Annotated in this window: 20 protein-coding genes and 1 pseudogene; 13 read left to right on the top strand and 8 right to left on the bottom strand. The window is 40.7% G+C overall.

Annotated features, from left to right (window positions below):
- Positions 1-460: 460 nt before the first annotated feature.
- From BUB91_RS16460 to BUB91_RS16435, 6 genes are all read right to left on the bottom strand, one after another.
- Positions 461-1,855, bottom strand: a complete 1,395-nt coding sequence (locus tag BUB91_RS16460; RefSeq protein WP_073100374.1) for a nucleotide sugar dehydrogenase — start codon at positions 1,853-1,855, stop codon at positions 461-463.
- 116 nt (positions 1,856-1,971) lie between these two features.
- A complete protein-coding gene (locus BUB91_RS16455) occupies positions 1,972-3,339 on the bottom strand; it encodes a capsule assembly Wzi family protein (RefSeq protein WP_073100373.1) in 1,368 nt (455 codons plus the stop codon).
- A 420-nt stretch (positions 3,340-3,759) separates the two neighbouring features.
- Positions 3,760-4,239, bottom strand: coding sequence for a UpxY family transcription antiterminator (locus tag BUB91_RS16450; RefSeq protein WP_073100372.1), 480 nt, complete (start codon positions 4,237-4,239; stop codon positions 3,760-3,762).
- Positions 4,240-4,651: 412 nt separating this feature from the next.
- Positions 4,652-4,972, bottom strand: coding sequence for a rhodanese-like domain-containing protein (locus BUB91_RS16445; RefSeq protein ID WP_073100371.1), 321 nt, complete (start codon positions 4,970-4,972; stop codon positions 4,652-4,654).
- 161 nt (positions 4,973-5,133) lie between these two features.
- Positions 5,134-5,754: a thioredoxin family protein gene (locus BUB91_RS16440; protein ID WP_073100370.1), complete on the bottom strand. Its 621-nt coding sequence runs from the start codon at positions 5,752-5,754 to the stop codon at positions 5,134-5,136.
- A gap of 17 nt (positions 5,755-5,771) precedes the next feature.
- Entirely contained in the window at positions 5,772-6,302 is a 531-nt protein-coding gene (locus BUB91_RS16435; protein WP_073100419.1) for a TlpA disulfide reductase family protein, read from the bottom strand.
- A gap of 66 nt (positions 6,303-6,368) precedes the next feature.
- Between BUB91_RS16435 and BUB91_RS16430 the strand changes: the two genes are divergently transcribed.
- Genes BUB91_RS16430 through BUB91_RS16420 form a run of 3 tightly spaced genes read left to right on the top strand, consistent with a single transcriptional unit; the run spans position 6,369 to position 8,292 of the window.
- Complete coding sequence (locus BUB91_RS16430) at positions 6,369-6,965, top strand: MarR family winged helix-turn-helix transcriptional regulator (protein ID WP_317041354.1); 597 nt, start codon at positions 6,369-6,371, stop codon at positions 6,963-6,965.
- Positions 6,958-7,590 carry an NAD(P)H-dependent oxidoreductase gene (locus tag BUB91_RS16425; protein WP_073100369.1) on the top strand — a complete coding sequence of 211 codons (633 nt, stop codon included), beginning with the start codon at positions 6,958-6,960 and terminating at the stop codon, positions 7,588-7,590. Before BUB91_RS16430 ends, BUB91_RS16425 begins: the two co-directional genes overlap by 8 nt.
- A gap of 45 nt (positions 7,591-7,635) precedes the next feature.
- A complete protein-coding gene (locus tag BUB91_RS16420) occupies positions 7,636-8,292 on the top strand; it encodes a YceI family protein (protein WP_083557997.1) in 657 nt (218 codons plus the stop codon).
- A gap of 1,574 nt (positions 8,293-9,866) precedes the next feature.
- Here BUB91_RS16420 and BUB91_RS16410 read toward each other — a convergent pair.
- Positions 9,867-10,250 (bottom strand): hypothetical protein, encoded by a 384-nt coding sequence (locus BUB91_RS16410; RefSeq protein ID WP_073100367.1) that lies wholly within the window; start codon positions 10,248-10,250, stop codon positions 9,867-9,869.
- Between the two features lie 1,681 nt (positions 10,251-11,931).
- On the opposite strand from BUB91_RS16410, the gene BUB91_RS16405 reads away from it, so the two are divergent.
- From BUB91_RS16405 to BUB91_RS21505, 9 genes and pseudogenes are all read left to right on the top strand, one after another.
- Positions 11,932-13,329: an anthranilate synthase component I family protein gene (locus BUB91_RS16405; RefSeq protein ID WP_073100366.1), complete on the top strand. Its 1,398-nt coding sequence runs from the start codon at positions 11,932-11,934 to the stop codon at positions 13,327-13,329.
- Positions 13,330-13,412: 83 nt separating this feature from the next.
- Positions 13,413-14,039, top strand: a complete 627-nt coding sequence (locus BUB91_RS16400; protein WP_241652666.1) for an anthranilate synthase component II — start codon at positions 13,413-13,415, stop codon at positions 14,037-14,039.
- 96 nt (positions 14,040-14,135) lie between these two features.
- The gene (trpD, locus tag BUB91_RS16395; protein ID WP_073100365.1) at positions 14,136-15,131 is read left to right on the top strand and encodes an anthranilate phosphoribosyltransferase; all 996 of its coding nucleotides are present in this window, start codon (positions 14,136-14,138) and stop codon (positions 15,129-15,131) included.
- Between the two features lies 1 nt (position 15,132).
- Positions 15,133-15,915, top strand: a complete 783-nt coding sequence (gene trpC, locus BUB91_RS16390) for an indole-3-glycerol phosphate synthase TrpC (protein ID WP_073100364.1) — start codon at positions 15,133-15,135, stop codon at positions 15,913-15,915.
- 284 nt (positions 15,916-16,199) lie between these two features.
- Positions 16,200-16,319, top strand: a pseudogene (locus tag BUB91_RS21385) (indole-3-glycerol-phosphate synthase TrpC); the annotation flags it as partial.
- Positions 16,320-16,482: 163 nt separating this feature from the next.
- Complete coding sequence (locus tag BUB91_RS16385) at positions 16,483-17,184, top strand: phosphoribosylanthranilate isomerase (RefSeq protein WP_073100363.1); 702 nt, start codon at positions 16,483-16,485, stop codon at positions 17,182-17,184.
- Positions 17,185-17,207: 23 nt separating this feature from the next.
- Entirely contained in the window at positions 17,208-18,392 is a 1,185-nt protein-coding gene (gene trpB, locus BUB91_RS16380; RefSeq protein WP_073100362.1) for a tryptophan synthase subunit beta, read from the top strand.
- Positions 18,393-18,611: 219 nt separating this feature from the next.
- Positions 18,612-19,403, top strand: a complete 792-nt coding sequence (trpA, locus tag BUB91_RS16375; RefSeq protein ID WP_073100361.1) for a tryptophan synthase subunit alpha — start codon at positions 18,612-18,614, stop codon at positions 19,401-19,403.
- Between the two features lie 176 nt (positions 19,404-19,579).
- Entirely contained in the window at positions 19,580-19,708 is a 129-nt protein-coding gene (locus BUB91_RS21505; protein WP_262490551.1) for a hypothetical protein, read from the top strand.
- A gap of 79 nt (positions 19,709-19,787) precedes the next feature.
- Here the strand turns inward: BUB91_RS21505 and BUB91_RS16370 are convergent, their stop codons facing one another.
- Positions 19,788-21,332, bottom strand: a complete 1,545-nt coding sequence (locus BUB91_RS16370; RefSeq protein ID WP_073100360.1) for a SulP family inorganic anion transporter — start codon at positions 21,330-21,332, stop codon at positions 19,788-19,790.
- Between the two features lie 481 nt (positions 21,333-21,813).
- Between BUB91_RS16370 and BUB91_RS16365 the strand changes: the two genes are divergently transcribed.
- Positions 21,814-23,085, top strand: coding sequence for a PQQ-dependent sugar dehydrogenase (locus BUB91_RS16365; RefSeq protein WP_073100359.1), 1,272 nt, complete (start codon positions 21,814-21,816; stop codon positions 23,083-23,085).
- Positions 23,086-23,088: the final 3 nt, after the last annotated feature.

Below are 23,088 nucleotides of genomic sequence, written 5' to 3'. Positions count from 1 at the left end.
CGAGAACACCTATCCAATACAAATCCCGTTTAAACTAAAATTGCCGATCTGAAACCCCTTCTCGATACAAATCAAGCTCCGTTACCACTCCGCTTAATTCACTCGAAGTGACAATCCGCTGTCAGTTCGAGTGATGTTGGAGCGCCCTAGCGCGAGAACATTATATCGAGAACACCTATCCAATACAAATCCCGTTTAAACTAAAATTGCCGATCTGAAACCCCTTCTCGATACAAATCAAGCTCCGTTACCACTCCGCTTCATGCACTCGAAATGACCATTCGAAGTCAGTTCGAGTGATGTTGGAGCGCCTAAGCGCGAGAATATAGTATCGAGAACAGAATCCGATCGAAAACATGTACTCCCGAAGACTTCTCGATACAAATAAAGCTCCGTCACCACTCCGCTTCATTCACTCGAAGTGACACGCTATCGACTGAAAGCTATTTGCTCAATCGTACTAACTCCCTATCGCATAAAAATCAAACCCAATTTCCTCCAAAACCTTACGATCGAGCAGCCTGCGCCCGTCAAACAAAAAGGCCGGTTTCAGCATATCAGAATAGATAGCATTCCAATCCAAATCCTTAAAGGCATCCCATTCGGTCATAATCGCGATGGCGTGTGCCTGATCACAAGCTGCTTCAGCGGAGTTCACCACCCTGATAAGCGCGCGATTCTCGGCTTCGGAACGCGTTCCCAAATAATCCAGATCTGCTAAGATTTGTTCTTCAGTTACCTTAGGATCATACACCACTACAGAAGCCTGCTCGTTAAGCAGGTAATCCGCTACATAAATAGAAGCCGATTCCCGGGTATCGTTGGTGTCCTTTTTAAAGGCCCAGCCCAACATAGCGATTTGCTTTCCGGAAACGGTATTGTATAATGTTTTTACCAGTTTAGCAGCAAAACGTCGCTTCTGATGGTCGTTCATAATGATCACCTGTTCCCAATAATCTGCCACTTCTTCCAAACCAAAAGACTTCGCGATATAGACCAGATTTAAAATATCTTTCTGAAAGCAAGAACCTCCAAAACCAACAGATGCCTGTAAAAATTTTGGACCAATACGACTATCCATTCCAATGGCTTTAGAAACCTCTTTGATGTCTGCCCCGGTTACCTCACACAATTCTGACAAAGCATTGATACTGGAAACCCGTTGGGCCAAGAACGCGTTGGCAGTCAGTTTAGACAATTCCGAAGACCAGACATTGGTGGTTAAAATATTATCTTCGGTTACCCAATGTGCATAAACATCCACTAAGGCCTGAATGGCTTCACGCCCTGCTTCGGTATCCAGATCCCCACCGATTAAGACCCGATCAGGCTTGTGTAAATCAGTTACCGCAGTTCCTTCTGCTAAAAACTCCGGATTGGAAAGGATTTGAAAATTCACCCCATTCCCCGTATTATCCAGTATGTTTTTTAATGCTTCTGCGGTACGTACCGGCAGCGTAGATTTCTCCACGACGATTTTATCCGTGGTAGCAATCCGGGCAATTTGCCGTGCACAGAGTTCGATGTATTTCAAATCCGCAGCCATCCCCTTACCCATTCCATAGGTTTTGGTAGGCGTATTTACCGAAATAAAAATCATATCCGCCGCATCAATGGCCGCATCTACATCAGTAGAAAAAAACAAATTGCGTCCTCGCGCTTCTGCCACCACTTCAGCCAGTCCCGGCTCATAAATCGGTATGTTATTCACATCCGGATCATTCCAGGCCGCGATACGTTTGGCATTGATATCTACTACCGTTACGGTAATTTCCGGAGATTTTTGGGCGATAATCGCCATCGTAGGACCGCCCACATATCCGGCCCCAATACAACAGATGTTTTTAACTTTCATGATAAATAAACTCTATTTTATCATTTCCGCGAAGGCGGAAATCTCATTGATTATACTTCATTCCCATAATGACAGGAAAAACATTACTTTATCATTTCCGTGAAGACGGAAACCTCTTACTTTTTAAACTGATACTTATACCCCAGCCCAATCCCTAAGGTATTTTGCGTACGATCACTCCAATCCAATCCGGCATAACCGGTAAACGTCCCAAAGGAAGTTGCATACCCCAGTTCTCCATAGCTATACAACGCATGCTCTCGGGATTCATAAGGAAAATTGTACGTTCCTAAATTAGTCACATAACTCAGTTTTCCTTGGTATAGCAACTTCCCGAAGCTTCCGGTTGCACCTAAATGCATGACATAACTTCGATCATTAAGGTTCTCCTTATCAAAGCTTCCCGGCAGTATAAACGGCAAGCCGATCACCCGTTCGTCATAAGTCCATCCCGACCTATACGTAAAGTTATAAAAATACCGATCCCCTTCTTTCCCAAAAACACCCGGTACAGGACGTCCACTTTGAGAAACGGTCTGTACATACTCCAGTACAACAGCATCTAACCAAGATAGGTTTTTAGGCTCCAGATAGGCGCCCCAAACCCCGTCAGGGAAATTATTCAGTTCGATACCGGAAGCGTCTTCAAATAAATTCTGATGATACAAGCGTAAATTATAAGCATCGCGGTTCATATCATAAGCCAGTTCGTAAGACCCCAATCCATTCCCCAGGCTGTTGATCTGATCCCCTTCAATAGCTCCACTTCCACCCGAACTCCCAAAAAACACCTTGATATAATCTGAAAAAGAATCAGGTTGCTCCCCATATCGAGGCGAAGTACCTCCATACTGCACATAGTGTTTCATACTCCCGCTCAGCCGGTCGTTCTCGCTAAACACCAACGCCAGTTCCAGACTTTTATGATGCACCTGTGCGTTAGTCACATAACGGTCTTCCTCTAAAAAGTAATGCCCAAACGTGGCTTTAGCCTCCAGCCACTTCAAAACCTTAATAGGTTTAAGCATTTGAATGTAAATTCCCGGTAACGCCCGAGCATTGTTACTCCAAATGATATCGCCACCCACACTCGAAATCCCGCGTAGTTTTTCTTTCCGATGCTTCATGCCCGCACTGGCCTCTACGATTCCCCAGGTATAGGTCGCATACAGCTCATCGATCTTAACCCCGTCATACAGCCCGTCATTCGCCAATAACCCACCGCCTATTTGGAGTCGGTTCTTTTCATTAAACGAGTTGGCATACGAGGCCTGCACCAAACCCAAAGCATGAGTCTCGGCATCCAAACGCCCATATTGATTAGAGTACATCCAAAACGGATTCTCAGATCCGGTCGCCGCAAATCCTTTTCCTTCCACAGCAAACACAAACCCAGCTGCTTCCTGATTCTGCTCTTGCGCACCTGCAGTACTCCACACGAGTATCAGGCTTATGACTAGTTTATATAGGTTATTTTTATACACGTATTTGAATATCTATTTTTTTATAGTTCTCGACTGCGCTCAGTGTGACACAATCAAAAAGACAGCCCATTGGACTCCTAAAAGATCTCAATACAAATTAAGCTCGTTAACACGATGCTAAATATTCGAAGTGAAACCCCTCTCGTCAGTTCGAGTCATCCCGATAGCTATCGGGAGGAGAGCGCCTTAGTGCGATAAATAATATCGAGAACCAAGGATTGAATAAGGACTTTTAAAACTTAGCTTTAAAAAGGTATCAAGATACCCCGAAGCAACTTCCTATCGACTACAAGCTATAAGCTATAATCCCCCCATGGCTCCGCCGTATGAGTCCCACAAAAGGCCTCACATAAATCATAAAAAACAAGACAAAGCCTTATTGCTTTGCTGCTATAAACACCTCTTTAAAAGAAGTTTATCTTAAACTTTACTTACATCCCGAATAGAAGCCACAACCACTACCCCAAGATCCTTAAGCACTAAACGCATGGTTTTGGCTCCTATTTCATGAATCACCGCTTTTTTATCTTTCAAAGGTCCGCTTGCTATCGTCACATCATCTCCGGGGCGGTATTGCTTTACTTCAAAATCTTCAAGCTTTTCATCGGCCAACCAACTTTTAATGGTTTCTATCTCCGCGTCCTGTACAATTGCCGGCTTGCCTAACCAAAACAGATAACGCACCACGCCATGCACTTCAAATACGCGGCTACGCTGACTCTCAGAAAGATTGACAAATACATAGGATTTAAACAGAGGAACCTCTAGTTTCTTTTTGCGATCACTCCAAATTCTCACCTCGGTGATTGTTGGACAGAACACTGTTACCCCTATTCGCTTCAATGCAGAAGCTACTTTCTTTTCTGATTGCGGTTTAACGTATAGCACGTACCAATTCATGAAATCAACTTCTTTTTAGAGTTCGAAAAATTTAGGGGATTTCTTACTTCTACTTTGGCGAAAATAAGTAAAAAGGGAAATTAAACAAGGCTAATTTTCCATTTAATTTTAAAGAATAATTAAGAATCACACAGGCACACCCCTCGAAAACGATTGAACATTCACACCAAGCACACTAAACATTCTATTAAAATGATTTACAGCCTACTGCTTTTTAAATTAATCCGTGCATTAAAAACGTTTTTAAAGAAAAGCCATGGCGCTGAGCGTCATATACGAATAATCATTTGTCCGGTGTCAGTTTGATTATACGTATTTTTGATTTTCTCAATTTCACATTCAAAACCTAAACGAGAATACCAAAAAAAAGGAGCCGATTGGGCTCCTTTTACTATTTTCTAAAATTTGAAAGTTAATCTTCAGCCTCAGCAACATCTCCATCCCACTCCATAAATCCTCCCAGTAAGTTATAGGTCGTCTCAAACCCCAACTGATCCATCAATTGCGCAGCCTGACCGCTTCGATTACCAGAGCGACAATAGATATAATAATTCTTAGATTTATCCAATTCGTTCACCTTATCAATAAAACCCTGACCTTCGTAAATATCAATATGATGCGAATTGGGGATGATGCCTTCGTCTACTTCGTTTTGAGTACGCACATCTAAAATATAGGCATTAGCATCAGAAGCTAACAAATCTTCCCACTCCTCTTGTGTTATATTTTTCATGTTCTTTGATTTTAGTTTTTAGATTTTCAAAGATACAGCCTAACAACTTTATGCCCAAGATTTACTCGATAATCGAGACTTAAATGCTCTTTGGCTTGCCTTGAAGTCAAAAGCTGTTTTCTGCTAATGCTTTAGAGGAGTACCCTAAGATGATCACTAGGTTAAGCTTTTACAGAACAACCTATAGCTTTGGTAATCGCAGGCTTCACGTGTTCGTCGTTTAATAAGGCCTCTACAGCATTTTCTACAAAGCGCTTGGTAACCGTTGAAGCATCACGCACACTATCATCAATCGCTCCGATATACTTAACAAGTAACGCATCGTTTTCTCTATTTAAAATATAAACATGCGGTGTTTTGGTTGCTCCAAATTCTGAGTATACCGTATGATTCTTGTCATATAAGTAGGGAAAGCTATAGTCTTGCGAGGTGGCGCGCTTTTGCATCGCTTCAAAATCCTCACCTGCTTTCAATTCGGGATTATTAGGATTGATTGCAATTACCGGATAGCCTTTCGACTTATATTTTTGATCTAAAGCTAAAATACGCGCTTCGTTAGCCAGAGCAAACGGACACGTATTACACGTAAAAACCACGATAAAACCTTTTGCATCAGGGAAATCAGATAAAGAAACATAAGCTCCCGAGGTATTTTTCAATTTAAAGTCTGAAACTGCATCGTCTAAATCATATCCGTTAGCAAAATCACCAAAGCCGGCAAAAGCAAAAGCTGACACCACTAAGAGTAAAGTCAATCCGATTAATAGTTTAAGTGTTTTCATCTGGAGAAGTTTAAAAATTATTTATTGTTTAAAACTGCAGCTTCTAAAGAATCAAAATCAAAAGACTGCTCATAAAACTCAAACGAATCGGGAGTTATGATTGCAGTTGCAGGTAGTGCACCGCTCCATTCTGGAGACACCTTCGGAATCCATTCATTGGTGTGCGGATCATCTAAAAAAATCACAGGCATTTTCAAGTCCTTATCCTTTATAAAAGGAATCAATCGGGTTTCAACCTGATCCGGAAAATCAAGACTCACTAAGATTACTTCAACTTTCTGGTCTTTATATGTTGCATACAGCTGTTTAAAAGCAGGCAACTCTTTCAAACAAGGCTTACACCAGGTCGCCCAGAAGTTCACAACCCGGACAACTCCTTCTTCTTCAACGCTAAGCAAGGCTTTAAAATGATCATAATCGTAAACGGGAAGCTTATAATTAGCAGCAGCAATGATTCGTAAAGGTTGTGCTAAACGCGTTGAAGAAGGTTCCTTTTTACAGCCTAAACAAAGTATTCCAATACTGATAGTAAGTAATAGTTTATTCAAATACGGTAATTTATTATAATCTCGTGAAATTAACCAATTAAACGAAGGTCCGCTAAAATTTAAGATTTGTATAACAACTACAAGGCTATAGTTTTCTTTCAATCGCTAAAACACTTTAAAAATCAGTTAAAATTTTTACCACTCTGGCATGATACACTTCTTATTTATATATTTGTATCTACAAATGTTGTACAGACAGAAACAATGGAAATTGAAGATACTTTAAAAATTAGCCGCGAGTTGGATTTACCTTCCAAGACCTTGATCAACATCCAATACACATCAAGACTCCTGGAAGAGAAATTTGCCGCTTTACTTAAAGAATTTGATTTAAGTACTCCCCAATTCAATGTATTACGCATTCTTAGAGGGCAGAAAGGGAAACCGGCTAGTTTAGCGTGCATTCAGGAACGCATGGTAGACCGAAGCAGCAACACAACACGACTGGTAGACAAACTCATAAGCAAAGGACTAGTCGAAAGACGCATTTGCCCTGCAAACCGAAGAAAGGTTGAAATTGAAATCACAAAACCGGGACTCATTTTACTCAAAGAGTTAGACCCACTTACAACAAAAACGAATGCGGAAAGCGCAGCTAACTTAACCCAAGACGAACTTTTAACATTAAATAATCTATTAGATAAACTAAGAAACGATGAGTAATTATATTGAAGATTTAAATTGGCGGTATGCCACCAAACAATTTGACGCTGCTAAAAAAGTAGCAGATAACGATTTACAAACCTTAAAAGACGCCGTGCAGTTGTCTGCTTCTTCTTACGGACTACAACCCTATAAAATTATCGTTGTAGAGGACGAGACCGTTAAAGAACAATTGAGAGAAGCCGGATATAACCAATCTCAATTTACTGATGCTTCTGCGATTTTCGTATTTGCACATCAAACTGATTTTGACAGCGAACTGATAGATTCTTACATCAACTACGCCGAACGCATTCAGGAACTAGAATCAGGAGCCTTAGATCAATACGCTAATGTGATGAAAAATGCGTTACTCAACCTACCACAGGAAGCAAAAGCCGGTTGGACCTCCAGACAGGCATATATTGCCCTTGGAAACCTTTTGAGCGCTGCTGCTACTCAAAAAATTGACACCTGCCCGATGGAAGGTTTTGATGCAGATGCATTTGATACCATCTTAGGTCTTAAAGATCAAAACTTACACGCTGTAGTTGTGGCCGCTGTCGGATACCGCAGTGCTGATGACACCATGCAACATGCTAAAAAAGTAAGAAGACCACAAGACGAACTATTTATTACGATATAATTTTTTAAAGCAACACGTGTACATACAATTTTAATCACAACAACTATGAAAATTCAAAATCCCTTCAACAACCTTGATCAAGGTTTAGAAAAACTAAACTCGGCTTCAAAAAAAGCCTTCAACTTGTTAAACCGCGATAATCGCGTTAAATCTGTATTAATCTTAGCAGTAGGCGTTGCCGCTGCATCATTTACAACAAAAACAATTATGGAAAAAGTAAGCGTAAAAAGCAGCTCTATTACTTGGATCGGTAAAAAAGTTACCGGTAAACACATGGGAACTATTGACCTAAAAGAGGGACATTTTGAAATGGATGGCGAAAACATCACAGGCGGTGAATTTGTTATCGACATGACCAGCATCACATGTACAGATCTTGAAGGAGATAGCAAAGGACAATTAGAAGGTCACTTGAAAAGCGATGATTTCTTTGGAGTAGAGAACTTCCCTACAGCAAAACTAGTAATCACAAAAGCAGTAAAAGATGGGAATTCATACACAGTAACCGGTGATCTAACAATTAAAGAAACGACAGAACCTGTTACTTTTGAATTAGAAAAAGCCGGTGACAACTTCACTACAACTTTAACTATAGATCGCAGCAAGTACAATGTGCGTTACGGTTCAGGAAGTTTCTTTGATAACTTAGGTGATAAAACCATTTATGATGATTTCACATTAGATATCAATTTATCTATTTAATATTTTTTGCTTGTCCTGCCGTACAGGTAGTGTTCAAGCTTAAAACTTGCAACTGCTGATTAGGGGTCATGCCTTTCACCCATAAAAGTTAACACCTAATTATCCAGCAGTTCCCCCTTCAAAAGGTTTGTCTTTAGACAAGCCTTTTGAATTTAAATAAACTTCTGTTTTTTTTACCCAAACACTGTTGGTGCGAGATTCCTATCGCGTTTCCTTAAAATAAACGTACTCACACCCAAAAGGTTTACTAAAACATCTTCTACAATCTAAATGTCACTTCGAGCGCCGTCGAGAAGCGAGTATTGGATTGAGACCTGAGCCGAAATGTATCGAGAAGCCTGGCACGCTAAAAACAACCGGACTTAAAACAATTCTCACTACAACCCGAGGACACGAGGTTCACGAGCTCCCGAGAAAATAAGAATCACGCGAGCTAAAGAAAAGTAAGAAATACGAATAGAACCTATAATTTCTATTCGTGTTCCTGTTCTTTTGCCTTGATACGGCAAAGCATGTCTTTGAGCGAGTTGATGCGGCTGGAAACCAAAAAATCAAGGCTCACAAGACAGTAGCTAAATTTATCGTTCACTCCACTGCATGCGCTTAACTCAGCCGCTATCGCGCCCTCAAACAGAACCGCCTGCGACGTTTCGCTCACTTCAAATTTCACGATACCTTCTTGTAGGCCGTTTTAAAATGTATTGCATAAGAAATTTTAGAAAAAAGAAAGTATTCAAACCCGAAGGGTTCAGTTTCCTTTTGGTAAGTATAGTAAGGGTATCCCGTTAAAAATATCCTCATCCCCAACCCTTCTCCCAAGGAAAAGGGAGTTTGATTTTAACTCAAATGGAAGTTCTGCTATATTCATACCCAAAGGGTAAAACGATTTCCCTTCCCTCGCTTCAGAATAGGCGTAGGCAGCTCCGAAGGACAGGAGCGATAGCGACGCGGAGCTGACAAGGCGGTTTTCGGCCGTAAAACGGCTTTTGAAGAGAGTACCCTACGCGCTAAAGAACTCAATTAGGGTTCAAGACCAACTCTTCAAAATTTAACCTCGATTATCGAGCGAAAAATTTCGAAGCGAGGGTGTCTTTTCTTTTCTGCATCCGACGACCGCAGGGAGAGGAATGCACTGTTCCAAGAGAACCTTTAGTCTTAAAACGACGTAGGAGTCTCTTGAGTAAATCGACGTTAGGAGATTCACGAGCTCCCGTAAAAATAGAAATCACGCGAGCTAAACCGAGGGCACGAGGTTCACGAGCACCCGTAAAATAGAGATCACGCGAGTAAAGAAAAGTAAGAAATACGAATAAAACCTATAACTTCTATTCACCTTCCTGTTCTTTTGCCTTGATACAGCAAAGCATGTCTTTGAGCGAGTTGATGCGGCTGGAAACCAAAAAATCAAGGCTCACAAGACAGTATCTAAATTTATCGTTAACTCCACTGCATGCGCTTAACTCAGCCGCTATCGCGCCCTCAAACAGAACCGCCTGCGACGCTACGCTCACCGCAAATTTTACGAGAACCTCTTGATAGGCCGTTTCTAAGATTAGAACTAAGAATATAATTCTTTAGCCTTCTTTTTCTTCAGTATAGCAAGAAGTTCCCGTTAAAAATTTTCGAAGCCTTGGAGAAAATTTAGGGAACTTCTTGCGGTTTTGCCCCTTAGGGCAAAAATACCTAAGAAAAAGTGTCTTTTCTTTTGTTACTTTTCTTTGGACGAGCAAAGAAAAGTAAGAAATACGAATAAAACCTATAACTTCTATTCGTGTTCCTGTTCTTTTGCCTTGATGCCAAAGAACCAAAAAATCAAGGCTCACAAGACAGTATCTAAATTTATCGTTCACTCCACTGCATGCGCATAACTCAGCCGCTATCACGCCCTCAAACAGAACCGCCTGCGACGTTCCGCTCACTTCAAATTTGACGATACCTTCTTGTAGGCCATTCTTCAAGTATTAATAAGCATTTAGACTCTTTTTGAAATATCCTTCTTTACAAAAATATCCTATAGCAGGTTTCCTTTTGGTCAGTATAGCGGCGGTGCTCCGTTAAAAATTTTTGAAGCCTTGGAGAAAATTTAGGAGCACTGCTGCGGTTTTCGCCCCTAAGGCGAAAAATACCTATCCAAAAGGTGTCTTTTCTTTTGTTACTTTTCTTTGGTCGAGCAAAGAAAAGTAAGAAATACGAATAGAACCTATAACTTCTATTCGTGTTCCTGTTCTTTTCTGCATCCGACGACCGCAGGGAGAGGAATGCACTGTTCCAAGAGAACCTTTAGTCTTAAAACGACGTAGGAGTCTCTTGAGCAAACCGACGGAGGTTCACGAGCTCCCGAGAAAATAAGAATGACGCGAGCAAAGAAAATGAACAGAACATGCTATAAAACCTATAACTTCTATTCATGTTCCTGTTCTTTTGCCTTGATGCCAAAGAACCAAAAAATCAAGGCTTATTTTTACATCCTTGAAAACTACGCAAATCCCTTATCCTGCGGATGGCAAACCGCTGCGCTAAGCCATCCTCCACTAGCCCAACTGCGGTATTTGCTTGTTTTACTACAGATCTAAAAAGTAGGCCGTTTCCAAAATCAAAACTAAGAATAGTATTCTTTAGCCCTCTTTTTCTTCAGTATAGCAAGAAGGCCCCGTTAAAAATTTTCGAAGCCTTGGAGAAAATTTAGGGGACTTGTTGCGGTTTTGCCTGATAAGGCAAAAATACCTAAGAAAAAGTGTCTTTTCTTTTGTTACTTTTCTTTGGACGAGCAAAGAAAAGTAAGGAACACGAATAGAATCTATAACTTTTATTCGTGTTCCTGTTCTTTTGCCTTAATGCCAAAGAACCAAAAAATCAAGGCTCATAAGACGGAATCTAAATTTATCGTTCACTCCACTGCATGCGCTTAACTCAGCCGCTATCGCGCCCTCAAACAGAACCGCCTGCGACGTTTCGCTCACTTCAAATTTCACGATACCTTCTTGTAGGCCGTTTTTAAAATGTATTGCATAAGAAATTTTAGAAAAAAGAAAGTATTCAAACCCGAAGGGTTAAACGAATTATCAATTCCCTCGGTTCAGAATAGATGCAGGCAGCTCCGAAGGACAGGAGCGGTAGCGACGCGGAGCTGACAAGGCGGTTTTCGCCCCTAAGGCGAAAAATTCCTAGGCGAGAGGCTCTTTTCTTTTCTGCATCCGACGACCGCAGGGAGAGGAATGCACTGTTCCAAGAGAACCTTTAGTCTTAAAACGACGTAAGAGTCTCTTGAGCAAACCGAGGATGCGAGGTTCACGAGTTCCCGTAAAATAGAAATCACGCGAGCTAAGAAAAGTAAAGAACATAAAATATAAGAACATTTCTCTACAAATTGTTTGTCGCTTCAGCATCAATTTTTATCTTTGATGCTCAGTATGAAAAATAAAAAAAACAGCCTTGGCATGAAAACCAAGTTTACACATAATCCAATGATTGGAATTTCGGGGAAAGCCTCGAAAAACCCAAGCCTCGATTATCGAGTAAATACGTGGTGGTGGATCTCGCAACAATAACGTCGTGAAGCAACCTTGTATTTAAATTTCAAATAAAAAAAGGCCTGTCTCACGACAGGCTTTTTTTGTTTTACCAGCATATCAATCCAAAATGAAGTACATTTTAAAAACACACAGCAAAAAGATCTTAGCCGATACGATAACTCCCGTATCAGTCTATTTGCGTCTAAGAGATAAATTCCCAAACAGTTTATTGCTAGAAAGTAGTGACTACCGGGCTAACGACAATACCTTCAGTTATATTTGTTGCAACCCCATCGCCTCTATTTCGATTAAAAACGAGGAAATAAAAGAAGAATTCCCTGACGGAACTATTCAGCTTACTTCAATAGAATCAGATACCGATGTTGTTGGGATCATTGAAGGGTTTGCCAAGAAATTTGAAACGGATACCAACGAGAAAAAGTTCATACAAAACGGACTTTTCGGCTATATGAGCTACGATGGCGTTCGGTATTTTGAAAATATTGAGATCACTAAAAAAGAAGACGCGCTCGATATTCCTGATATGTATTACGCAGTGTATCAAAACATCATTGCAATAAATCATTTCAATAACGAAGCGCATATTTTTTCGCATACCTATAATGCTGAAAATAATCTCGAACAGATAGCACAATTGCTAACGGTAAAAAGTTTTGCTGAATACACTTTCAAACTGGAAGGCGAGCAAAAATCGGTTACCACAGACGAACAATTTATAGACCTGGTTGACACATGTAAAAAACATTGTCAACGTGGCGATGTGTTTCAGATCGTACCTTCTAAACGCTTTTCGCAAGGATTTAGCGGTGACGAATTCAATGTATACCGAAGCCTGCGCAGTGTAAACCCTTCTCCGTATCTTTTCTATTTTGACTACGGAAACTTTAAAATCTTTGGTAGTTCACCAGAAGCACAACTGATTGTTCAAGATGGTAAAGCCGAAATTCACCCCATTGCAGGTACCTTTAAACGTACCGGAAATGATGAGAAAGATGCTGCTTTGGCTAAGAAATTATCTGAAGATGCAAAAGAAAACAGCGAGCATGTGATGCTGGTTGATCTGGCCCGCAACGACCTCAGCCGCAACGGAAGCAACGTAAAAGTAGAAACCTACCGCGAGGTACAATTCTTCTCACATGTGATTCATTTGGTTAGTAAAGTAACCGCAACCAAACATCCCCAAACTTCTACCATGCGTGTGGTTGCAGATACTTTTCCGGCAGGAACACTAAGCGGTGCGCCTAAGCACAATGCGATGAAATTGCTGGAAAAATACGAACCCATAAACCGGGATTTTTACGGAGGAGCACTCGGTTTTATGGATTTTAATGGAAACTTCAATCACGCCATAATCATTCGTTCTTTTTTAAGTAAAAACCATCAATTGCATTATCAGGCAGGTGCCGGTATCGTAAGCGACAGTGTTCCTTCAAAAGAACTCGAAGAAGTATATAACAAATTAGGAGCACTTACTAAAGCACTTAAACTGGCTGAAGAAATATAGCCCCTAACTTATCCCTTTTTGCTTTGCGAAAAGACCATAAATCAAAAATCAATTAAAGCATTTGAACCGCTTTATACTAGGATATGAAGACGAATAAAATTAAAAATAACGATGCATCCGCACCCCTTTCGGGGGCTGGGGGGATTAAAGTTTTAGTAATCGACAATTACGACAGTTTTGTGTACAATCTGGTGCACTACCTGGAAGACCTGGACTGCGAAGTTACCGTAAGGCGTAACGACCAACTCCAGCTGGAAGAGGTTGCTGCTTATGATAAAATCTTATTATCACCGGGACCGGGAATACCGGATGAAGCCGGGCTTTTAAAAGAAATCATCAAAACCTATGCTGCTACTAAAAGTATGCTTGGAGTTTGCTTAGGTCAACAAGCTATCGGCGAAGTTTTTGGCGGATCGCTCATCAATCTCGATCAGGTTTTTCATGGCGTGGCAACCTCAGCAAAACAACTGGTTACAGACGAACCCATATTTAAAGATATTCCTGAGGAATTTGAAATTGGCCGGTATCACTCGTGGGTGGTTGCTCCTGAAAATTTCCCAAAAGATCTCGAGATCACTTCGATTGATGTTAACGGACAAATCATGTCTTTACGCCACCGCGAATATGATGTACGCGGTGTACAGTTTCATCCCGAGTCGGTTTTAACTCCGGAAGGCAAGAAAATGATCCAAAATTGGGTAAATAGCTAATCGTTTTTCCATTTCCGTGAAAACGGAAATCTCTTAAAACAGAACTACAAACATTAAATAAAAATCCTCCCCCTTTGGGGGAGTTAGAGGGGGATAATGAAAACACTATTAAACAGACTCATCAACCACGAGCAACTCAATAAATCAGAGGCACGTGACGTGCTGGTCAACATATCAGAAGGAAAGTACAACACCAGCCAGATTGCTGCATTCATCACGGTTTATATGATGCGCAGCATTACCGTTGAAGAGTTGGCTGGTTTTAGAGATGCCTTACAGGATCTGTGTATCGCCGTACCCTTTGAAGGATACAACGCGATTGATCTGTGTGGCACCGGTGGGGATGGAAAAGACACGTTCAACATTTCTACTTTATCTTCTTTTGTCGCTGCAGGTGCGGGAATCAATGTCACTAAACACGGTAATTATGGGGTTTCTTCCGTGAGTGGAAGCAGTAATGTGATGGAGCATCTCGGAATCAAATTCAGTAATGATAAAGACTTTTTAAAACGCTGTTTAGATGAAGCGGGTATTTGTGTATTGCACGCTCCCCTATTCCACCCGGCGATGAAAAACGTGGGACCCATCCGTCGTGAACTCGGTGTAAAAACCTTTTTCAATATGCTGGGACCTATGGTGAATCCAGCATTTCCCGAGAATCAACTCGTAGGTGTCTTTAATTTGGAATTAGCGAGGTTGTACGGGTATCTATATCAGAAAACTGATAAAAACTTTACCATTTTGCACAGCCTTGACGGTTATGATGAAATTTCATTGACCGGAAACACAAAGGCTATCCGAAACACCAGCGAGCGCATGTTGAGTGCCGAAGACTTTGGCGTTTCGACCATTAAACAAGAAGATATCTATGGTGGAAACAGCATCGAATCTTCAGCGGAAATCTTTAAAAAAGTAATTAGTGGTAAAGGTACCGAAGCACAAAACAATGTGGTTGCTGCAAATGCAGGGATGGCTATCGCAACGGTAAAAAATCTGGAACCTAAAGCAGGTTTTAATTTGGCTAAAGCGTCTTTGCTTAGTGGTAAAGGATTGGAAAAACTGAATAAATTAATAGAACTCAGCAGCAAGTAAAATGAACATTTTAGATAAAATAGTTGCAGATAAATATAAAGAAGTTGCCTTACGCAAGCAGCTCATTCCGGTTAGTCAACTGAAGCAATCGGTTCTTTTTGACCGAAAATCTCCTTCATTGGCTGCCGCTTTAAGCACAAGTAATTCCGGAATTATTGCAGAGCACAAACGCCGTTCTCCCAGCAAACAGGTAATCAATCACAACCTCAATGTTCAGGATGTGGCAACCGGTTATGAAAATGCCGGCGCATGTGGAATGAGCGTACTTACAGATGGTAAATATTTTGGCGGTTCGCTGGATGATTTGCTTTTAGCCCGCGCAGCAAGTACGTTTCCGCTTTTGCGTAAAGAATTCATGGTTGATGCGTATCAGATCTTAGAAGCTAAAGCCTATGGTGCTGATGTGATTCTACTGATCGCTGCGGTTCTTACGCGTGACGAAATCAAGAGTTTATCGGAGTTTGCCAAATCTTTAGGCTTAGATGTGCTTTTAGAAGTCCATAATCTGGAAGAATTAGAAAAGTCAATTATGCCTTCATTAGATATGCTGGGCGTCAACAACCGTAATCTTAAAACTTTTGAAGTGAGTTTAGAGACGAGCAAAACCTTATCAACTAAAATTCCGGATGATTTTGTGAAGGTTTCTGAAAGCGGCATCAGCTCGATCGATGCTATTCAAGAATTGCAACCTTATGGATACAAAGGGTTTTTGATAGGCGAAAACTTTATGAAAACAGACAACCCGGGCGCAAGCGCCACTGAGTTTATCCATAAACTCAAATAAAAGGCTCCCCTCCTTTCAAAGGAGGGGAAATTTCAGCTTGCTGAAAAAAGGGGTGGTTATACTTCCCCTGATAAGAATTATAAATTGATGCGATTCAAGAATTGCAACCTTATGGATATAAAGGATTTTTGATAGGCGAAAACTTTATGAAAACAGACAACCCGGGCGCAAGCGCCACTGAGTTTATCCATAAACTCAAATAAAAGACTCCCTCCTTTCAAAGGAGGGGAAATTTCAGCTTGCTGAAAAAGGGGTGGTTATACTTCCCCTGATAAGAATTATAAATTGATGCGATTCAAGAATTGCAACCTTATGGATATAAAGGATTTTTGATAGGCGAAAACTTTATGAAAACAGACGATCCCGGCGCTAGCGCAACCGAGTTTATCAAAAATCTCAGATAAAAAGCTCCCCTCCTTTCAAAGGAGGGGAACGTTTCAGCTTGCTGAAACAGGGGTGGTAATACTGCCCCACTAAAAAAATAAAAATGTGAAAAACAACGACACACATAAGCATAACACTGCAACATTTTCGTCGCCTGCCGCGCTGCGGCTTAAGATCTGCGGAATGAAACACAACACCGCTGAAGTCGCAACACTTCAACCGGATTACTTGGGTTTTATTTTTTACGAGAAGAGTCCGCGTAATTATGATTTACCTGACATTCCAGAACTGCGCGCTGGAATTAAAAAAGTGGGGGTTTTTGTAAATGCTGAACCAGATTGCATTCTAGAAAAAGTAAAGCAGTTTAATTTTGATGTCATTCAGCTCCACGGCAACGAATCTCCGCAGTATTGTGCAGAACTCAGAAACCGCTGTCAGATCGAGCGCAGTCGAGATCCGCTGGTAGAAACTGCACTGAGCCCTTCGGTGAAGCTCACGACCGACGCAGTCGAAACGCCGGTGCCGAGCGAAGTCGAGGTATGGAAAGTTTTCAGTATTAAAGACCAATTTGATTTTTCAATCTTAGAAGACTACGAAGCTGTGGTTGACAAATTTTTATTTGATACCAAAGGCAAAGAAAAAGGCGGCAATGGATATACCTTTGACTGGAGCGTTTTAAAGGATTACAATTCTAAAAAACCGTTCATTTTAAGTGGCGGAATTGGTTTAGAGGAATTAGCTGCAGTAAACGAATTACAAGCAACCGATTTACCACTTATTGCCATAGATGTAAACAGCAAATTTGAGGATAAACCCGGACTTAAAAATATAAAAGATTTAAGAAAATTATTCAGCTCTTTTAGCATCGCAAGAGAAGCTAAATAATGGTAAATTAATAAAATGATGTTATGAACTACAACGTAAACGAAAAAGGATATTACGGTGATTTTGGAGGCGCTTACATCCCCGAGATGCTGTATCCTAATGTAGAAGAATTACGCCAGAATTACATCAGCGTGATGCAAGAACCTGAATTTCAAGAAGAGTTCAAAGAGCTCTTAAAAGAATATGTAGGTCGTCCTACTCCGCTCTATTATGCGAAGCGCTTTTCTGAAAAATACGGGACTAAAGTCTACTTAAAACGGGAAGACTTGTGTCACACGGGTGCGCATAAAGTAAACAACACCATCGGGCAGATTCTAATGGCGAAGCGCTTGGGTAAGAATCGAATCATCGCTGAGACCGGTGCCGGTCAACATGGGGTTGCAACAGCCACTGTTTGTGCATTGATGGGATTAGAGTGTATTGTGTATATGGGCGCTATTGACATCAAACGTCAGGCTCCTAATGTTGCCCGTATGAAAATGCTGGGTGCAACAGTCATTTCTGCAGAATCAGGCAGTAAAACGCTTAAAGACGCTACCAATGAAGCCATTCGTGACTGGATCAACAATCCTACCAATACGCATTATATTATTGGTAGTGTTGTTGGTCCGCACCCGTATCCGGATATGGTTGCGCGTTTTCAGAGTGTGATTTCCGAAGAAGTTAAAAAACAATTGCTGGAAAAAGAAGGTCGTGAAAACCCGGATTATGTTGTGGCTTGTGTTGGTGGTGGAAGTAACGCTGCCGGACTTTTTTATCATTATCTAGACAAACCTGAAGTAGGTATTATAGCTGTTGAGGCTGCCGGGAAAGGAATACATTCCGGGGAAAGTGCTGCGACTTCAGCTTTAGGCAAAGAAGGGATCATTCATGGTAGTAAAACCCTATTGATGCAAACCGATGACGGTCAGATCACTGAGCCGTATTCCATTTCAGCAGGACTAGATTACCCGGGAGTTGGGCCGATGCATGCGCATTTGTTTAGAAGTGGTCGCGGGGAATTCATCAGCGTTACCGATGCTGACGCGATGCAAGCCGGTTTAGACTTATGTAAGCTAGAAGGTATCATCCCGGCAATTGAATCCTCTCACGCACTTGCCATTTTTGAAGACCGAAAGTTTAAGAAAGATGATGTAATTGTGGTTAATTTAAGTGGTAGAGGGGACAAAGACCTCAACACCTACATAGAATATTTTGATTTAGCGTAAGGGCGTTCCCCTACTCTATTGAGCAGGGGCGGGCTTTCGGCAGTCGCTTTTTTCAACGTTTGCCTCGATACAATTTTCTGAGGAAAATCACTCGGCAACATTAAAAAAGAGCTCCAACAAAGCCTCAATCCCTAACGCAAGTCCATAAATAAAAAAGATTTCCGTTGAAGTTTATCCTGAGTGAAATCGAAGGGTGGAAATAACTAAAAGAATATTATAATGAACAGAATAAATAAAAAATTACAGGAAGATAAGAAGTTACTTTCTATCTATTTTACGGCAGGGTATCCCAAATTGGAAGACACAGTACCGGTATTAGAAGAATTGGTTAAAGCCGGGGTTGATATGATCGAAATTGGGCTTCCGTTTAGTGACCCGTTAGCAGACGGACCTACCATTCAGGAGAGTTCTACCGCTGCGCTTAAAAACGGGATGACCACGGCTAAACTTTTTGATCAGATCAAAGACATTAGAAAAACAGTAACTATTCCGCTTATCGTGATGGGGTATTTTAATCCGATGCTGCAATATGGCGTGGAGAAATTCTGCAAAGAGTGTTCAGAAATCGGTATTGACGGACTCATTATGCCTGATCTTCCGCTCGCTGAATATGAAGCGCATTATAAAGCTACTTTTGAAAAGTATGATCTTAAAATGGTCTTTTTAATTACACCACAAACCTCAGATGAGCGTATCAAACAAATAGATGCAGCCAGTGACGGGTTTATTTATATGGTGAGTAGTGCGAGTACAACCGGAAAAACTTCAGGCTTCAGCACTGTGCAAACTGATTATTTTGAGCGCATTGCTGCTTTAAATCTTAAAAATCCGCAAATCGTAGGTTTTGGGATAAAAGACAGAGAGACCTTTAAAGCAGCTACAAAAACAGCAAAAGGCGCTATTATTGGTTCAGCATTTATAAAAACGCTTACAGAAAATGGAATTGAAGGAATTTCAAGCTTTGTCAAATCAATAAACTACCTCGGGGCAAGCCCAGAAGACATTCGTTAGATACAAATCTTCTAATTTCGAGGCATCCCGATAGCTATCGGGACGGATTATTAAACCCTTTGGCGGCGTCAATAAAACCCTGATGCATAACAAGTCTTAACCTCGTTTTAGCAAGTTCTTATCATTATTTAACAGCTCTGCTTTGTACATTTAGGATAACAAAAAAGAAAAATAGTATGGCTAAGAAATTTGAAAGAACTGTAGAACAAAAGAATCCAACAAATCCTACAGGTAACAGAAACGAGAAAACAAATAAGGTTGATATAGATGAGAAAACCATCAAAAATCAACAAAACAAAAAGTAAGCAAATCTTACTTGATTTAAAATAGAAAAGCCGATTTGAAAATTTCAAATCGGCTTTTCTATTCATCTTCTCCTCTTTTTTAATATTCTATTCGATTTTCAACGATTTTATACGTGGGATCTTCCATAATATTTACGTCAATGATAGCTTCTGCATTCTTTAATAATCGGATACAATCTTTGCTCAAGTATCGTAAATGTACCTTTTTACCTATTTTGTGATAGCGCTGGGTAATCACGTTTAGCGCTTCAATGGCAGACATATCAGAAACCCGGCTTTCTTTAAAATCTATGATCACTTCTTCAGGATCATTTAAGACATCAAACTTCTCTATAAAATTGGTTGTTGAAGCAAAAAACAACGGACCAAAAATCTCGTAATGTTTAATTCCATCATCATCTACATATTTACGAGCCCGAATACGCTTAGCGCTTTCCCATGCAAAAAAGAGTGCAGAAAGGATAACTCCGACTAACACTGCTAAAGCCAAGTTGTGTAAAATAACAGTGATTACCGCAACAATAATCACAAGGAAAACATCTTTTTTAGGCACTCTGTTTACAATCTTTAAACTCACCCATTCAAAGGTTCCTATCGCCACCATAATCATGACACCCACTAAAGCAGCCATCGGTACTTTCTCAATAACCGGAGCTCCAAACAAAACAATGGTCAAGATCGTAAGTGCCGCAATAATTCCCGAAAGTCTTGCACGAGAACCCGCAGAAAGATTTACCAGTGTTTGGGCGATCATCGGGCAGCCCCCCATCCCAAAGAAAAAACCATTTAATATATTAGCTCCTCCCTGAGCTACACACTCGCGGTTCCCATTTCCTTTGGTCTCGGTGATCTCATCAACCAAGTTTAAGGTTAACAGACCTTCGGTAAGGCCTACTGCTGCCATCACCATAGAATAGGGCGCAATAATTTTTAAGGTTTCAAAAGAAATCGGAATTTCAGGGATATGAAATGGAGGAAAACCACCGCTTACAGAAGCGATATCCTTTACCGTTTTGGTGTCTATTCCTAAAAAATAAACTAATAGAAACACCACTATAATTGCAACCAACGACGAAGGAACTGCTTTGGTTAATTTTGGTAAAAAAATCACAATACCAATGGTCAAAGCTACCAGCCCCACCATTATCAATAAAGGCGTTCCGGTTAACCAGGAAATTTCTCCATTTACGATGGTTTTAAATTGTTTGATTTGTGACATAAAAATCACGATCGCCAGACCATTTACAAACCCAAACATTACCGGATGCGGCACCAATCTGATGAATTTCCCCAGTTTAAAAAGTCCTATAAAAATCTGAATAACTCCTGCTAAAGCAACAGCAGCCAAAACATATTCTAGTCCGTTAGAATTCATCAAAGCAATAAGCGTAATAACCGTAGCTCCTGCTCCACCAGAAATCATTCCCGGCCTGCCGCCAAAAATTGCAGTAACCAATCCGGCTATAAATGAGGCATACAAGCCCATTAATGGTGGAAAACCCGCTAGAATAGCAAAGGATAACGACTCCGGTATCATCGTCATCGCAACCGTCAACCCGGCTAATACTTCTGTTTTATAATTGACTTTTTGAGTGAGATCAAATAAGTTAAATACTTTTTTCATTAAAATAAGATTAAGGTCAGCAATTTGAAATTGCTAAAATGATTATAAAAGATGGAAAGTGTAATTGTCGTTGTGGAAAAGGTATACAACAGGCTCATTGAATACCTCAAATTATTACAGCTCCGTAAAACTTAATAATTACCCGAAGGTAATATGAGGAGCCAATTGCTTCAGGGCGGAGTTGCCACTGGCAAAACAAAATTATATGTAGCGTAGTTATTGCTCATTTTGAAGTCGCAAATTTATATTTTTTCAAATAACACCAAAAGGTATTCTCCCTTTTTTTAAGATAAATCGTTCTGTTATGAGCTAAAGCCTTAGTCACTTACTCAATTTCAAATCAATGAATATGGAAGCCTAAAAACGCTATTTAAATAAGTGCGAACTGAGAATTAATAAAAGCAGTTAAACTTATATTAATGCAGTTTGCTAAAGGCGTATGCGCCAAACAAAGTCTTATTTTCGTATAAAATGTTTAACTATGAAAGCACACATATACCTATTGGCCAGCTTACTTGCATTGGCCAGTTGTAAAAACAATACTAAAGTATCTGAGGATGAAAAAGAAGAGCTTGCTGACAATGGATCAGTTACTGTAACAACTACTGTTGGTCCTTTAGAACTTCCTGCTCCGTTTAGCTCAGAGTCGGTTACCAAAGAAAGCAACGTGGTAGACTGGCCTGCCGGAAAAACACCAATTGCTGCCGAAGGTTTTAAAGTAGAGCGTTTTGCCGATTCTTTAAAGCATCCACGCTGGACGTATGTAGCACCTAATAACGATATTTTTGTATCAGAATCTAACACCAAAGATAGCGCCAACCGAATCACGCTCTTACGCGATACTGACGAGGATGGTAAAATAGACGAGCGCTTTATTTTTAAAGATAAATTGAATCAAAACTTCGGAATGCTGGTTCTTGGCGATTATTTCTACATCGCTAATACTGATGGGCTTTACCGCTTCCCATATACCAAAGGGCAAACCAAATTAGATGGTGAAGGCGAGAAAATTGTCGAACTCTCTGCAAGTGGTTATAACAATCACTGGACGCGAAATATCATCACCAACGAAGCCGGTGATAAAATTTACATCTCTGTAGGTTCTGCCAGTAATGTAGGGGAGCAAGGAATGGAAAAAGAAGAACGCCGTGCTAATATACTAGAAGTGAATCCTGACGGAAGCGGAGAAATCGTTTATGCTTCAGGTTTGAGAAACCCTGTGGGTATGGACTGGAATCCGGTTACCGGAGATCTTTGGACTGCTGTTAACGAGCGTGATGAGTTGGGCAACAATCTGGTTCCTGATTATGCAACGAGCGTAAAAAAAGGCGGCTGGTACGGGTGGCCTTACAGCTACTACGGTCAGATCAATGACCCAAGATGGAATGAAGATCCACATCAGGATTTGGTAGATAAAGCAATTATTCCGGATGTGCCTCTAGGGCCTCACACGGCTTCACTAGGGTTTACGTTTTATACCGAAGATCAATTTCCTCAGATGTATCAAAATGGCGCATTTGTGGGGCAACACGGATCTTGGAATCGCGAACCATTCTCTGGCTACAAAGTGGTCTTTATTCCTTTTGAAAATGGAATTCCAAAAGAACCCATTGACTTCTTAACCGGTTTTGTTCCTGATGAAAATGGAAATGAAGTTTATGGTCGCCCTGTTGCAACTACGGTAGCCCCGGATGGCTCTCTTTTAGTTAACGATGATGACGGCGGAGTGATCTGGCGGGTATCTGTAAAATAATTT

Source organism: Leeuwenhoekiella marinoflava DSM 3653 (assembly GCF_900129005.1).
Lineage (GTDB): Bacteria > Bacteroidota > Bacteroidia > Flavobacteriales > Flavobacteriaceae > Leeuwenhoekiella > Leeuwenhoekiella marinoflava.
The sequence above is the reverse complement of the archived record's forward strand: the minus strand, read 5'-3'. Positions and strand labels throughout refer to the sequence as shown.

What these genes read in the sequence shown, in the direction of transcription:
- BUB91_RS16460 (WP_073100374.1), bottom strand. Translation starts at nt 1,855, where the DNA reads ATGAAAGTTAAAAACATCTGTTGTATTGGGGCCGGATATGTGGGCGGT.
- BUB91_RS16385 (WP_073100363.1), top strand. Translation starts at nt 16,483, where the DNA reads ATGAAACACAACACCGCTGAAGTCGCAACACTTCAACCGGATTACTTG.
- BUB91_RS16405 (WP_073100366.1), top strand. Translation starts at nt 11,932, where the DNA reads ATGAAGTACATTTTAAAAACACACAGCAAAAAGATCTTAGCCGATACG.
- BUB91_RS16400 (WP_241652666.1), top strand. Translation starts at nt 13,413, where the DNA reads ATGAAGACGAATAAAATTAAAAATAACGATGCATCCGCACCCCTTTCG.
- BUB91_RS16365 (WP_073100359.1), top strand. Translation starts at nt 21,814, where the DNA reads ATGAAAGCACACATATACCTATTGGCCAGCTTACTTGCATTGGCCAGT.
- BUB91_RS16425 (WP_073100369.1), top strand. Translation starts at nt 6,958, where the DNA reads ATGAGTAATTATATTGAAGATTTAAATTGGCGGTATGCCACCAAACAA.
- BUB91_RS16420 (WP_083557997.1), top strand. Translation starts at nt 7,636, where the DNA reads ATGAAAATTCAAAATCCCTTCAACAACCTTGATCAAGGTTTAGAAAAA.
- BUB91_RS16450 (WP_073100372.1), bottom strand. Translation starts at nt 4,239, where the DNA reads ATGAATTGGTACGTGCTATACGTTAAACCGCAATCAGAAAAGAAAGTA.
- trpA (WP_073100361.1), top strand. Translation starts at nt 18,612, where the DNA reads ATGAACAGAATAAATAAAAAATTACAGGAAGATAAGAAGTTACTTTCT.
- trpC (WP_073100364.1), top strand. Translation starts at nt 15,133, where the DNA reads ATGAACATTTTAGATAAAATAGTTGCAGATAAATATAAAGAAGTTGCC.
- trpD (WP_073100365.1), top strand. Translation starts at nt 14,136, where the DNA reads ATGAAAACACTATTAAACAGACTCATCAACCACGAGCAACTCAATAAA.
- BUB91_RS16370 (WP_073100360.1), bottom strand. Translation starts at nt 21,332, where the DNA reads ATGAAAAAAGTATTTAACTTATTTGATCTCACTCAAAAAGTCAATTAT.
- BUB91_RS21505 (WP_262490551.1), top strand. Translation starts at nt 19,580, where the DNA reads ATGGCTAAGAAATTTGAAAGAACTGTAGAACAAAAGAATCCAACAAAT.
- BUB91_RS16440 (WP_073100370.1), bottom strand. Translation starts at nt 5,754, where the DNA reads ATGAAAACACTTAAACTATTAATCGGATTGACTTTACTCTTAGTGGTG.
- trpB (WP_073100362.1), top strand. Translation starts at nt 17,208, where the DNA reads ATGAACTACAACGTAAACGAAAAAGGATATTACGGTGATTTTGGAGGC.
- BUB91_RS16445 (WP_073100371.1), bottom strand. Translation starts at nt 4,972, where the DNA reads ATGAAAAATATAACACAAGAGGAGTGGGAAGATTTGTTAGCTTCTGAT.